The following is a 12667-nucleotide window of genomic DNA, read 5'->3' on the forward strand; positions in this document are numbered from 1 at the left end:
ACCAGCGGAACATGCGGAATTTCCGCGCCTGCTGAAGAGTACGGCTCCCGCAGCACTCTAAGGTGTCGCGCAGTTTGGCGAAGGACACGGAAAAGCTGATCCGTCAGCTGTCGCTGATCTCCTATCTCATGGCGGAGCGCCGTCCGGTGACGGCTACGGAGATTCGCCGCGATGTCGAGGGCTACTCGGACATGACCGAGGATGCCTTCGCCCGGCGTTTTTATGCGGACAGGGCGGAGCTCGACGCGTTGGGGATCCATCTCTCGGTCGACAAGCCGGCGGACGGGTTCTCCGAGCAGGAGAACTACTCGCTCGCGCCCGAGGCGTTCCACCTCCCGCCGATCGCCTTCACCGACTCCGAGCGCGCCGCGTTGCAGACCGCGCTGACGCTGCTCGACGGCGAGTTCGCGTACGCCGAGCCGCTGCGGCTCGCGCTGCAGCAGATCGCGTGGGGGCGCCCCAGCCCGCTCGGCAGCGACTCGCGCCAGACGATCGGGCTCGGCATCACGGCGTCGGCCGGCGGCGGCGAGCTCTCCTCGCGCCTGGCGAAGATCGACACCGCGATCTACCGCCGCAAGCGGATCGAGTTCGAGTACCACACGATGCAGAGCGACGAGACCGCCCTGCGCAAAGTGGACCCGTATCACCTGCTCTTCGAGGGCGGGCAGTTCTACCTCGTCGGATATGCGCATGAGCGTAAAGACGTTCGGGTCTTCCGGCTGTCCCGGATTCGCGGGAAGGTCGCCTATGCGACAAAAGCCGAGCACGATTTCCAGCGCCCGGACGAATTCGACCCGCGTGGGTACGCGAATCGGATCCCTTGGCAGCTCGGTGAGGAGGTCGGGGTCGCCGAGGTCGAGGTGCCCGAGGGCGTCGCCTGGTACGTCGAGCGTCAGTTCGGCCTCTACGGCAGCTTCGAGGGCCAGGTCTTCCGCACCGGCTACGCGCAGCCGCGGCTGCTGATCTCCTGGGCGCTGAGCTTCGGGCTGCGCATCCTCGGCCCCGCGGCCTTGGTGGACGAGGCGCGGCGGCGTGTCGACGACCTGATCGAGGCGCACCGCGGCGATCCGCCCGAGCGTGTGGCGTCCGGTCTGGTCCCCCCGCCGGTCCCGGTGCCGGAGACCAATGGCCGCGGTCGCGGCGCCGACGCGGCGATCCGGCCCGAGCGCTTCGCACGGCTGGTCACCCTGGCGTCGGTGCTGATCGCCGCGGGGCGCGCGGGTGAGCGGCTGCAGGTCAAGGACGTCTGCGAGCAGCTGAAGATGTCGCCGCAGGAGCTGCGCGAGGACGTCTCGGTCCTCAACGTCGTCAACTTCGGCGGCGGCGCGTACGTGATCTACGCCGAGGTGCTGCCGTCGGGTGAGATCGAGGTCGACCCCGAGCCCTACTCCGACACGTTTGACCGCGCGGCGCGGCTGCTGCCGATCGAGGCGAACGCCTTGGTCGCCGCGATCGACCTGATCGGCCGCGCCCACCCGGACCTGCGCTCCGCGCGCGGGAAGGTCGTCGGCGCGCTCGGGTTCGACCCCGCCGACGAGGGGCTGCAGATCGTCTCCCCGCGGGTCGAGGACGCGATCACGCACGCCGTCGAGCTCGCCGTGCACGAGAGCCGGCTGCTGAAGATCGAGTACTGGACGCAGACCGAGGACCGCTACTCCGACCGGACCGTCGAGCCGTACGCGCTCTTCAACGGCAAGGAGGCGTGGTACGTCGCCGCGTGGGAGCAAGAGCGCGGGCTCCGGCACTTCCGGCTCGATCGCATCAAGAACGCCGAGGCGCTCGACGAGCACTTCGAGCGCCGCGAGGAGGTCAACCCGATCGCGGACATCGGCGGTTGGCCGCGCACCGGGACGGTGGGCGGGTCGCGGGTGGCGCGAGTGCTGATCAGCGCCGAACAGGCGCGCTGGGTCCGCGAGCAGCGGACGGTGCTGGCTGAGTTGCCGGATGGCCGGATCATCGTCGAGATCACGTTCAAGAGCATCGACTTCCTCGTCCGTGAGGTGTTGAAGGAGGCGGGTGACGCGATCGTGCTCGAGCCCGCGGACGCCCGCGAGGCGGTCCTGGTGGCCGCGGAGGGCTTGATCGCGCGAGCGACATGAGTAGCCGCCGCGGCGCGATCGGGATGTCGCCGGAGGAGGTGGTCGCCTTCCTCGACGAGCAGCGCACGCTGACGTGCGCGACGATCGGCACCGACGCGTGGCCGCACCTGATGCCGCTGTGGTACGTCGTCCGTGACGGCGAGTGCTGGGCCTGGACCTACGCGAGGTCCCAGAAGGTCCGCAACCTCGAGCGCGAGTCCCGCTGCACGGTGCAGGTCGAGGCCGGGGTCGCGTACAACGAGCTGCGCGGCGTGATGATGAAGTGCGTCTGCGCGATCCACCGCGACCCGGAGGTCGTGGCGGGTGTGGGGACGGAGCTGGGCGCGCGCTACGGCGGTGGCGGGTACGTGGTCACGCCTGCGCAGGCGTCGAAGCGGGTGGCGCTGCAGTTCATGGCGAACGCCACCGCCTCCTGGGATCACCGCAAGCTATGAGCCTCTGAGCGTCGCGAGCGCGCCGTCCAAGTGGCGGCGCAGGAGCGTGAACGCGTCGTCGGTCTCACCCTCGGCGAGCGCTGCGGCGAGCGCGCGGTGCTCGTCGACGATCCGCGCCTTGCGCTCGGGCGTGGCGGTGGTCACCCGGGCCATCCGGCGCTGGCGGTCGCGCAGCGTGTCGTAGAGCGCGAGCAGGATCGTGTTGCCGGTCCCGGCGACGAGCAGGTGGTGGAACGCGCGGTCGGCGTCGACGAGCTCCGCGCCCTCGAGCTGCTCGTGCGTCGCCGCGGCGGCGACGAGCTCGGCGCCCAGCTCCTTGCTCGCCCGCTCGATCGCATGACGCTCGATCACCCACCGCGTCTCGATGACCTCCGCGGCCTCCTGCGCCGAGACGGGCACCACGATCGCCCCGCGCTTGGGGTAGAGCTTCAAATAGCCCTCGCCCTCGAGCTGCACGAACGCCGCCCGCACCGGCGTCCGGCTCATCCCGAGCTCCTCGGCGACCTCGACCTCGGACACCAGCGCGGTGCCCTGCAGCGTCCCGTCGAGGATCCGCTCCTTCACGTGCAGATACGCCCGCCGGCTCGCGCTCACCTTCGGCGCCTGGAACGGGCCGTAGTCCAGATAGGCCATGCACACATCATGCACACAACGCGTACACCGGGGTCTGACCCCTGTGTACGACTTGTATACCGCGCGGATACCGGGGTCTGACCCCGGTATGCGGGTGGGATACTTCATGCATACATGTTGGATACAGTGTGTGTGGATGACGGCGGCATGGCGAATGTGGGCGCTGGCGGCGGCCTTCTATCTGGTGGCGATCTTCCATCGGATGAGCTTGGGCGTGGCGTCGCTGGACGCGAGTGAGCGGTTCGGGGTGTCGACGAGCGCGATCGCGCTGCTGTCGACGGTGCAGCTGGGCGTGTATCTGGCGATGCAGGTGCCCGCGGGGGTGATGGCGGATCGGCTCGGGCCGCGGCGGTCGCTCACGCTCGGGCTGCTGGCGATGGGGGTGGGTGAGCTGCTGTTCGCGTTCAGCCCCGCGCTCGGGCCCGCGATCGTGGGGCGGGCGCTGGTCGGGGCGGGCGACGCCTGCATGTTCCTCAACGTCCTGCGCGTGGCGGCGTTCTGGCTGCCGCCCCGTCGCTATGCGCTCGCGGCCGCGCTGACCGCGGCGATGGGCGCGTTCGGCCAGTTGCTGAGCACGGCGCCGCTCAGTGCGGCGCTGTCCGACGTGGGCTGGACGCCGACGTTCGCCGCCAGCGGCGTGCTCACCGCGCTGCTGGCGATCCTCGCCGTCAACCGGCTGCAGGATCGGCCGGACGGCGTCGCCGCGCCTGCGCACGCCGCGCTCGGGCCGACGCTCCGCCGCGCCTGGCGGGCGCCGCAGACGCGCCACGGCCAGTGGGTGCACTTCGCGCTGATGGCGCCCTTCGTGACGCTGACCGGGTTGTGGGCGTTTCCGTACTTGGTGCAGGACCAAGGCCTCGGCCGCGGGACCGCGGCGGCGCTCCTGGCCGCGGCGGTGCTCGCCTTCGGCCTCTCCGCGCCGGCGCTCGGGGCGCTCGGCGGCCGTCATCCCGATCGGCGCGGTGTATTGACCAGCGGTGCGGCGGCCGCGATCGCCGCCGGGCTCGCGATCCTGCTGGCCTGGCCGGGCGGCCACCCGCCGCTCCCGGTGCTGACGGCGGTGCTGTGCGTGAGCGGGTTCGGCGGCGCGGCGTCGATGCTCGCCTTCGACCTCGCCCGCGAGGGCAGCCCGACCGCAGGCGGAAGCGTCTCGGGGATGGTGAACCTCGGCGGGTTCGGCGCCGCGATCGTCGCGCAGTCGGCGATCGGCCTGCTGGTCTCGATCCACCTCGACTACCGGATCGCGTTGCTGCCGCTGCTGGCGCTGGCGATGTGGGGCGCGGTGCAGGTGACACGCCACGCCGACCGTGGCGTGGCGGTGGCTTAGAGGGGCCGTAGGGACGAACGTCAACTGCGCCGGGTGGGGAGGGGGGAGTGGCGCACCCTCCGGGTCTGACTCGCCGCCGTCCGCCGCTCGGCTCGGCTCTGTCGCCCCCGAATTGCGGTGGTGGGATACCGACAGTTACGGGCGTGGGCTGGCCAGTGTGTCCCGCACTCGCAGTTGTCCCGGCAGCCGTGGTTGACCGTGCGCGTTTGAGGGCCGGATCGCGAGTTTCGATCAGGTTCGCACTGGTCGAGTTGGCGCGCTGGCGGGGGTGAGGAACAAATGAGTCCTCACAGGACGCATTTGTTCGTCACCCCCCACGCGCATGACTTCGTTGCTCGCCGAAACCGATCACCGCAAGGCCCGGCGCGGACCGGGGTGTCAGCACCACGCCCGTAACTGTCGGTATCCCAGCACGGCACTTCGACCCCAACAGAGCCGCGCACCGAGGCGGTCCACGACAGTCGGACCCGGAGGGTGCGCCGCTCCCCCTCCCCACCCGGCGCAGTTGACTTTCGTCCCTAGTCGCGGTTGGCGCGCTCTCTAGGCCGCAGCGCGGGCCGCGCCGAACCAGGCGCCGCCGCCGAGGACGCGATCCCAGCCCGACCAGTTGGAGCCGTCGGGCAGCTCCTTCTCCAACCGGTCGAACGAGCCGAGGCGCCCGCCGAGGTTGTCGATCATGTGCACGAGGGTCGCCTCGCGCGTGCAGGGCACGACGGGCGAGCCGTGCTCGAGCTGGCCGTGGTGGCTCAGGATGATGTGCAGCACCGCGACGGCGAGCGACGGCGGGAAGCCGGGAAGGTCTTCGATCAGGCGCCGGACGCGGTAGTAGCCGAGCGGGATCTCGCCCTGGAGCTTGCCGAGGTCGGTCAGGTCGATCGCGAGTGGGTCGGCCGTGTAGGCGTCGAGCTTGCCGATGTCGTGCAGGAGCGCGCCCGTCACCGCCACGTCGCGGTCGACGCCGCCGAACGTCGCGCTGATAGCGGAGACCGACTGCGCCACGGTCAAGGAATGCTCGAGCAGGCCGTGCCGGTAGGCCTGGTGGTAGCGCTTCGCGGCGGGCGCTTCGCGGAACAGCTCCCAGGTCTCCGTGCCGGCGCCGAAGATCCGGTCCAGCAGCGCGCGCAGGTGCCCGCACTGGACGGTCGCGATCAGCTCGCGCAGGTCGGCCTCCATGCGCTCGACCGGGATGCGCGGACCGTCGAGGAGGTCCTCGAGCGCGTACTCGTCGGGCTCGGCGACGCGCAGGTCGTGCACCGCAAGGCGGTTGCGCGGCTCGACGCGGCCGGCGACCCGCACGCACAGCCCCGGCGCGACGTCCTCACGCGGCGGCGCCTCCAAAGTGCCCGTTCGATCCCCGAGGACGAGCTTGCGCGGCTCGGCCGCCCGGACCATCAGAACCTGGTCGATCTCCTGGCCCACGTTCAGTTCGCGAACACGCACGGTGGCAAACCCTAGGCACGGGCTCGGACGAACTACGATCGCGTTCATGCCCGACCGCACCGCACTCGTAACCGGCGGCGCCGGAGGCCTCGGCCGCTCCGTCGTCGACGCGCTGCTCGCCCACGGCTGGCGGGTCGTGGTGCCGGTCGAGCGAACCGGGGAACTGGATCGCGACGGCCTGACGACCATCACCGCCGACCTTACGAACCCGGACGACGTCGCGCGCACGGTCCGTGCCGCGACGGACGGCGCGCCGCTGAAGGCGCTCGTGAACCTGGTCGGCGGGTTCGCCGCCGACCAGCCGGTGGCCGACACGCCGCTGGCCGAGTTCGAGCTGTTGTTCACGCGCAACCTGCGCCCCACGTACCTGATGACCCAGGCCGTGCTGCCCCACCTGAAGAGCACCGGCGGCGGCTCGATCGTCTGCACCGGCGCCGCGGCGGCGCTGCAGCCGTTCGCCGGCGCCGCGGGCTACACGGCGGCCAAGGCGGCGGTGATCGCGTTCGCCAAGGCGGTGGCGGAGGAGGGACGGCCGGATGGCGTGCGCTGCAACGTGATCCTCCCGTCGCTGATCGACACGCCCACCAACCGCGAGATGATGCCCGAGAGCGAGTGGCACAAGCTCGTGCCGCCGGAGCGGATCGCGTCCGTCATCGCGTTCCTGTGCGGCGACGGCTCCGCCGCGCTCAACGGCGCGGCACTCCCCGTCTAACCGCCGTAGAACTTGATCGCGCGCTTGGCGAGCGCGTTCGTATCGCGCCGGTTGGCGACCGAGTTGAACGCGATCGCGAAGCCCGGGATCAGCCGCCCCGCGAGCTTCTTGCCCGACGACTTGCCGACCATCTTGGCCAGCTTGAGGGTGATCGCCTCGTCGCGCGTCAGCCTCCCGCCCACCCACGACTCGGCGACGGTCACGCCCATCCCGTCCAGCGCGGCCCGCGCCTCGCCGGGGGAGTCGTAGAGCCCGTTCAGCACGAGCAGCTCGGCCGGCCGCATCCGGTCGAGCGGGTCGAAGCCGAACGCCGCGGCGACGAAGAACACGAGCCGCGACTGGATCCACGCGAGACCCACGAGATCCGGCACGACGGTGATGAATCCCCCGACGCCGGTCGCGGCGCCTTCGACGCTCGCCAGGTTGACATGACGCCGACGCGCCATCTGCGCGAGCGTCTGGGGATCGGCCTTGTACAACCGGCGGCGGCGATCGGCCCAGACCAGGGCGGCCGGACCGTGATACTCGGCGGCGGCCAGGGCCACATGTTCGGGTGCGCGGAGCGGGTCCGTGCGCAGGCGGTCCCAGAGATTTGCGGGGGGCTTGTCGGCCGGCTCCTCGACCTCTGCCCACTCGCTCACTTGTCCAACATAGTTGACCCCGTGTCCAGACCGGCCGATGAAGGGGTATGTCTTGGGATATGACGTCCGTCGTCGAGCACCGGATCGAAATCGCAGGACACGCCACGCGCGCCCTCGAGGTCGATGGCGGCGGCCCCGGCATCGTGCTGCTGCACGGCTGGGGCGATTCGGCCGACACGTGGCGTCCCCTGCTGGCGCAACTCGGCGCGCGCGGCCGGCGCGCGATCGCCGTCGACCTGCCGGGCTTCGGCGAGGCCACCCGCCTGCATGACGGCGCCGTTCTGCCCCAGCTGGACGCGTTCGCCCTCGATCTCGTCGAGAGCTGGGCCGACAAGGAGCCGGTGGTCGTGGCGGGGACGAGCCTCGGCGGCTGCATCGCCCTCCGCCTGGCCGAGCATCCCGGCAACGTGCGGCTCGTCGGCGTCGTCCCAGTCTCACCCGACGGGCTCGAGCTTCCCTCGTGGTTCGATCCGATCGAGGAGGACCCGATCGTCCGCAAACTGCTGTCGATCCCGGTCCCGGTCCCAGGGATCCTGGTGCGGCGCGCGCGGTCGAGCGCGTACCGGCAGCTCTCCTACAACCACCCGAGCGACACCCAGCGCCACGTCGTCGACGCCTTCAGCCGTGACGGGGAGACGCGCGCGGACCTCGCGATGCTGCTGGGCTCCGGACGGCGGCTGGCCCCCGAGCTGTCCAACGCGCCGTTCGACCTGGTGGGCATCCGCTGCCCCGTGCTGCTCGTGTGGGGCGCGCACGACCGGACGCTGCCCCACACGGACGCGCGCATCGCGCTGGATTCGCTGCCCACGACCCACGTCGAGCTCATCGAGGGTGCAGGCCGCCACCCACAGTTGGACGCCACGAGCAGGTTGCTCGAGTTGCTCCTCCCGTTCGGCACTTAACACGCAAGAACGGTTGCGACGTCAAGCGTCGTAGCTACGCTCTTGCGCATCATGCGCCGGACCGTTCTCGCTGCCTTTGCCCTGTTCGCCCTGCTGGTTCCGTCGGCCAACGCCGCAGAACCGCGCATCGCCGCGGGCGTCACGGCCGCCGGCACGGATGTCTCCGGACTGACGCTCGCCGAGGCCGCGGGCAAGCTCTACAACACCTTCGGGTTCTCGGTCGGGCGCCCGTTGTCGACCCACGCCGCGGGCCACAAGTACGCGGTCAACCCGAGCGATCTCGGCTTCGTCTATGACGTCAACAAGACGGCGCGGCGGGCGTACAACGCCGGCCTGAAGCCGCACACGCAGCCGGTCGACGTGCCGCTGTTCGTCACCTACGACGCCGCGAAGGTCACCGCGTACGCGACCAAGGTCGCCGCCGACCTCAAGCGCGACCCGCGTGACGCGCGGGTGGACATCAAGCTGAAGTCGATCGGCAAGGTCGCCTCCAAGGACGGCCGCGCGATCGACGCCACGGCGCTCGCCACGAGCGTCGGCGCCGCGCTCAGCGACCCGGCCAAGGACCGCATCCTCAAGCCCAAGGTCAAGGTCGTGCGCCCCAAGGTGACAACCGCGGGCCTGTCGAAGGCCTACGGGACGATCATCACGATCGACCGCGGCAACTTCAAGCTGCGCCTGTTCAAGAACCTCAAGGTCTCCAAGACGTACGGCGTGGCGGTCGGCATGCCCGCCTACCCGACGCCCACGGGCCGCTTCAACATCGCCAACAAGGCGGTCAACCCGGCCTGGACGGCACCGAACTCTCCGTGGGCGGGCGCCTACGCGAACGAGACGGTCGAGGGCGGCTCGGCGGAGAACCCGCTCAAGGCGCGCTGGATGGGCATCGTCAACGGCGTGGGGATCCACGGCACCGGCGCTCCCGGCTCGATCGGCTCCCGCGCTTCGCACGGCTGCATCCGCATGACCGTGCCGGACGTCATCGACCTGTACCCCCGCGTGCCGGTCGGAACGCCTGTTCTGATCGGAAACTGACGCACATTCGCCCTACGGGGAGAGGTAGGGTCGCGCAAGGATGCAGGTGACTCAAAGCCTTCTCGACGGCCTCGCAGAGTCCGCGCGAGAGCACGGACGACTCGGACTCGACACGGAGTTCATGCCGGAGGGGCGCTACAAGCCCCTCCTCTGCCTGGTCCAGATCGTCGTCGGCGAGCAGGTCGAGGTACTCGACCCGATCGTGGACACCTTCGATCCGACGCCATTGGCCGAAGTGCTGGCCGACCCGGACATCGAGATCGTGCTCCACGCCGGCCGCCAGGATGTTGCGATCCTGCGACGCGAGTGGCACACGACGTTCACCAACGTCTTCGACACGCAGGTCGCCGCGGGCTTCGCCGGGTTCTCCGCCCAGGCGGGCTACAACGGGCTGCTGCACGACGTGCTGCGCATCCGGCTGCCGAAGACCGCGAGCTTCACGCGCTGGGACGCCCGCCCGCTGACCGACGAGCAGATGTCCTACGCGCGCGGCGACGTCGAGCACCTGATGCCGCTGGCCGACAACATCCAGGAACGGCTGATCGCCCGCGGGCGGCTTGAGTGGGCGCGCGAGGAGTGCGTCGCGATCGCCGAGGCGACCGACGAGCGCGACCCGGACGAGGTCTGGCGCCGGCTGCCGCGCGTCTCCGGCCTCGACGCCCGCGAGCGCGCGGTCGCGCAGGCCCTCGCCGGCTGGCGTGAGCGCACCGCGGCCAAGGAGGACCGGCCGGTCGGCGCGATCCTCCGCGACCCGACCGTCGTCGAGCTGGCCAAGCGCCAGCCGAAGGGCCGCCGCGACCTCTCGCAGATCCGCGGGATCACCCCCGACGTCGTGCGCCGCCGCGGCGACGACGTGATGGAGGCGATCGAGCGCGGCCTGCACGCCGAGCCGATCAAGCTCGAGGAGGGCGACCGCTCCGCGACCGAGGCCGTCGACGGCCCCACCATCGCGCTGGCCGAGTCGCTCGTCCGCTCACGCGCGCAGGCGGCCGGGCTCGCCTACGAGCTGATCGCCGCGCGCGCCGATCTCTCCCCGGTGGTCGTCGCCGCCCGCCGCGGCCAGCCGGAGCCGGACGTCCGCACACTGCAGGGCTGGCGGCGCGAGCTCGTCGGCGCGGAGCTGCTCGAGCTGCTGGCCGGCCGGCGCACGCTCGGCGTGGGCGAGGGCGGCCGCGTCGAGGTCAGCGAGGCCTGAGCCCCGCGAGCACGGCGCCGAGGATCTCGGCCGGGTTGCCGATCCCGGCCGCGTCGCCGCCGGAGATGATCAGCCGGTAGATGATGGGGCCGACCATCAGGTCGACCGCGAGGTCGGAGTCGACGTCGGAGCGGATCTCGCCGCGCTCCTTGGCCCGTTCGACGATCGCGCGCACCACCCGCCGGCGGGGTTCGACCAGGTGCTCGGAGAAGAGCTTGTGCATCTCCGGGTCGCCGACGACCTCGGCGAGCAGCCGCGGCATCAGCGTCAGCGCCCCCGTGCGGGCCGCGCCGGCGAGCACCGTCTGCGCCGTCGCGGCGAAATCGCCCGCGACCGAGCCGGTGTCCTCCGGCATCGGGATGTCGCTGTTGAGGTGCGTGATCGCCGCGCGCACGAGCTCCTCCTTGGATCCGTAGCGCCGGTAGAGCGTGGCCTTGCCCACGCCGGAGCGCTCGCGCACCCGCTCCATGGTCAAGGCGCGATAGCCGTCCTCGGCCAGCAGCGCGAGCGCCGCGCGCACGATCGCCTCGTCGGCCTCGGCCGAGCGCGGCCGTCCAGGCGGCCGCGCCGGAGAAGCGTCGTCGCGCGCCGTGGCGCTCACGCGGTCACGGCCTCCCGCGCGGGCGCGCGTTCCATCGAGGGCAGGAAGATCGCCGCGACGAGCGCGCCGGCCAGCGCGACCGCGGCCGCGACCAGCGCCGCCGTGTGCATGCCGGAGACGAACGCATCCTGCGCCGCGGCGGCCAGTCGGCCGTCGCCGACGCGCTGCGCCACGGCGAGGCCGCCCGCGAGCGAATCCTGCGCGAGCTCACGCGCCTGCGGCGGCAGCGCGCTGACGGCCGAGTCCATGTCTGAACGGTACCCACTGGCCAGGAGCGAGCCGAGCACCGCGACGCCGAGCGCGCCGCCCGCGACCCGGTTGGTGTCGTTGATCGCCGAGCCGACGCTCATCTTGGATTCCGGCAGCGAGCCCATGATCGCGTCGGTGGCGGGCGCCATCGCCGAGGCCATGCCGAACCCGAGCACGACCAGCGCGCCCGCGATCAGGCCGTAGCCCGACGTCGCGTCGGCGAACGTCAGCAGGTAGAGCGCCCCGGCGACGGCGGTCAGCCCGAACGGGACGACGACGCGGATCCCGAAGCGCTCGGTGAGCTTGGCCGAGAGCGGCCCGCCGATGACGAGACCGGCGGCGACCGGCAGCGTGCGCAGGCCGGCATCCAGCGCCGAGTACCCGCGCACCTCCTGCAGGTACTGCGTCAGGAAGAAGATCACGCCGAACAAGGCGAAGAACGCGAGCGAGATCGAGACGCTCGAGGCGCTGAAGCGGGGGTTGCGGAACAGCTTGAGGTCGAGCATCGGCTCCGGCGCGCGCCGCTCCCAGGCGACGAAGACGGCCAGCATCAAGGCGGAGAAGACGAACGCGGCGAGCACCAGGCCGTCCGCCCACCCGCGCGACGGCGCCTCGATCAGGCCCCACACGAGTGAGCTGAGCGCGACGAAGGAGAGGACGAAGCCGCGCGGGTCCAGCCGCGGCTCGGCCTCGTCACGGCTCTCCGGCACTAGGAACCGGCCCGCGACCAGCGCGCCGACCACGATCGGCAGATTGACCAGGAAGATCCAGCTCCAACTGGCGTGCTCGATCAGCCACCCGCCGGCGACCGGCCCGATCGCGATCCCGATGCCCGAGACGCCGGACCAGATGCCGATCGCCTTCCCGCGCTCGTTGGCGGGGAACGTCGCGGTGAGGATCGAGAGCGTCGAGGGCATGATCAGCGCACCGCCGATGCCCATCAGCCCGCGCATCACGATCAGCAGCTCGGGGGAGTTCGCGAGCGCTGAACCGAGCGAGCCGAGGCCGAAGACGAGCAGGCCGGTGCTGAGCGCGCGCTTACGACCGAAGCGGTCGCCGAGCGAGCCGGCGGTGAGCAGCACGCCGGCGAAGACGAGCATGTAGATGTCGACGATCCACTGCAGCTGCGAAGCGGAGGCGTCGAGGTCGCGCTGCATCGTCGGCAGCGCCACATTGAGGATCGTGTTGTCGAGCCCGATGACGAGCAGCGACAGGCAGAGGACGGCGAGCGTCCACCAGCGGCGGGGGTCGGGCGAAGAATTCGATACGAGACTAGTCCGTTTCATATCTCGACGGTAGACCATCGAGATAAGAAACGCAAGCGTCTCGTATCGAAATACGAGCGCGGACCCTTAATGAGGCACTGGGGAAGCGCTTAACGAGATTTGAGAGTCGCCTT

General features: G+C 71.0%; 12 protein-coding genes. 7 read left to right on the top strand and 5 right to left on the bottom strand.

Annotated features, from left to right (window positions below; all coding sequences use genetic code 11):
• Positions 1-74: 74 nt before the first annotated feature.
• Both OM076_RS23165 and OM076_RS23170 read left to right on the top strand, forming a co-directional pair.
• Entirely contained in the window at positions 75-2099 is a 2025-nt protein-coding gene (locus OM076_RS23165; RefSeq protein ID WP_270042453.1) for a helix-turn-helix transcriptional regulator, read from the top strand.
• The gene (locus OM076_RS23170; protein ID WP_270042454.1) at positions 2096-2533 is read left to right on the top strand and encodes a pyridoxamine 5'-phosphate oxidase family protein; all 438 of its coding nucleotides are present in this window, start codon (positions 2096-2098) and stop codon (positions 2531-2533) included. The genes OM076_RS23165 and OM076_RS23170 overlap by 4 nt, the downstream gene beginning before the upstream one ends.
• On the opposite strand, the gene OM076_RS23175 is transcribed toward OM076_RS23170, so the two are convergent.
• On the bottom strand, positions 2528-3166 hold the full coding sequence (locus OM076_RS23175) for a GntR family transcriptional regulator (RefSeq protein ID WP_270042455.1): 639 nt from the start codon (positions 3164-3166) through the stop codon (positions 2528-2530). The genes OM076_RS23170 and OM076_RS23175 overlap by 6 nt on opposite strands.
• 136 nt (positions 3167-3302) lie before the next feature.
• On the opposite strand from OM076_RS23175, the gene OM076_RS23180 reads away from it, so the two are divergent.
• Positions 3303-4493, top strand: coding sequence for an MFS transporter (locus tag OM076_RS23180; RefSeq protein ID WP_270042456.1), 1191 nt, complete (start codon positions 3303-3305; stop codon positions 4491-4493).
• Between the two features lie 540 nt (positions 4494-5033).
• On the opposite strand, the gene OM076_RS23185 is transcribed toward OM076_RS23180, so the two are convergent.
• Positions 5034-5933 carry a 3'-5' exoribonuclease YhaM family protein gene (locus OM076_RS23185; protein ID WP_270042457.1) on the bottom strand — a complete coding sequence of 300 codons (900 nt, stop codon included), beginning with the start codon at positions 5931-5933 and terminating at the stop codon, positions 5034-5036.
• Positions 5934-5979: 46 nt separating this feature from the next.
• On the opposite strand from OM076_RS23185, the gene OM076_RS23190 reads away from it, so the two are divergent.
• Positions 5980-6645 (top strand): SDR family NAD(P)-dependent oxidoreductase, encoded by a 666-nt coding sequence (locus tag OM076_RS23190; RefSeq protein WP_270042458.1) that lies wholly within the window; start codon positions 5980-5982, stop codon positions 6643-6645.
• Here the strand turns inward: OM076_RS23190 and OM076_RS23195 are convergent.
• Positions 6642-7286, bottom strand: coding sequence for an EcsC family protein (locus OM076_RS23195; RefSeq protein ID WP_270042459.1), 645 nt, complete (start codon positions 7284-7286; stop codon positions 6642-6644). The genes OM076_RS23190 and OM076_RS23195 overlap by 4 nt on opposite strands.
• 59 nt (positions 7287-7345) lie before the next feature.
• On the opposite strand from OM076_RS23195, the gene OM076_RS23200 reads away from it, so the two are divergent.
• The 3 genes from OM076_RS23200 to OM076_RS23210 are packed head-to-tail and all read left to right on the top strand — an operon-like array spanning position 7346 to position 10418.
• Positions 7346-8188, top strand: a complete 843-nt coding sequence (locus OM076_RS23200) for an alpha/beta fold hydrolase (protein ID WP_270042460.1) — start codon at positions 7346-7348, stop codon at positions 8186-8188.
• 51 nt (positions 8189-8239) lie between these two features.
• Positions 8240-9223, top strand: a complete 984-nt coding sequence (locus OM076_RS23205; RefSeq protein ID WP_270042461.1) for a L,D-transpeptidase family protein — start codon at positions 8240-8242, stop codon at positions 9221-9223.
• Between the two features lie 40 nt (positions 9224-9263).
• Positions 9264-10418 (top strand): ribonuclease D, encoded by a 1155-nt coding sequence (locus OM076_RS23210; RefSeq protein ID WP_270042462.1) that lies wholly within the window; start codon positions 9264-9266, stop codon positions 10416-10418.
• Here OM076_RS23210 and OM076_RS46260 read toward each other — a convergent pair.
• Together OM076_RS46260 and OM076_RS23220 are read right to left on the bottom strand one after the other, a co-directional pair.
• The gene (locus OM076_RS46260) at positions 10405-11019 is read right to left on the bottom strand and encodes a TetR/AcrR family transcriptional regulator (RefSeq protein WP_270042463.1); all 615 of its coding nucleotides are present in this window, start codon (positions 11017-11019) and stop codon (positions 10405-10407) included. The two genes, OM076_RS23210 and OM076_RS46260, sit on opposite strands and share 14 nt — an antisense overlap.
• Positions 11016-12554 carry an MFS transporter gene (locus OM076_RS23220; protein ID WP_270042464.1) on the bottom strand — a complete coding sequence of 513 codons (1539 nt, stop codon included), beginning with the start codon at positions 12552-12554 and terminating at the stop codon, positions 11016-11018. Before OM076_RS23220 ends, OM076_RS46260 begins: the two co-directional genes overlap by 4 nt.
• Positions 12555-12667: the final 113 nt, after the last annotated feature.

Source organism: Solirubrobacter ginsenosidimutans (genome assembly GCF_027587205.1).

Excerpts from the sequence above, each read along its gene's own strand:
- OM076_RS23170 (WP_270042454.1), top strand. The coding sequence starts at position 2,096 with ATGAGTAGCCGCCGCGGCGCGATCGGGATGTCGCCGGAGGAGGTGGTC.
- OM076_RS23175 (WP_270042455.1), bottom strand. The coding sequence starts at position 3,166 with ATGGCCTATCTGGACTACGGCCCGTTCCAGGCGCCGAAGGTGAGCGCG.
- OM076_RS23180 (WP_270042456.1), top strand. The coding sequence starts at position 3,303 with ATGACGGCGGCATGGCGAATGTGGGCGCTGGCGGCGGCCTTCTATCTG.
- OM076_RS23190 (WP_270042458.1), top strand. The coding sequence starts at position 5,980 with ATGCCCGACCGCACCGCACTCGTAACCGGCGGCGCCGGAGGCCTCGGC.
- OM076_RS23200 (WP_270042460.1), top strand. The coding sequence starts at position 7,346 with ATGACGTCCGTCGTCGAGCACCGGATCGAAATCGCAGGACACGCCACG.
- OM076_RS23205 (WP_270042461.1), top strand. The coding sequence starts at position 8,240 with ATGCGCCGGACCGTTCTCGCTGCCTTTGCCCTGTTCGCCCTGCTGGTT.
- OM076_RS23210 (WP_270042462.1), top strand. The coding sequence starts at position 9,264 with ATGCAGGTGACTCAAAGCCTTCTCGACGGCCTCGCAGAGTCCGCGCGA.
- OM076_RS23220 (WP_270042464.1), bottom strand. The coding sequence starts at position 12,554 with ATGAAACGGACTAGTCTCGTATCGAATTCTTCGCCCGACCCCCGCCGC.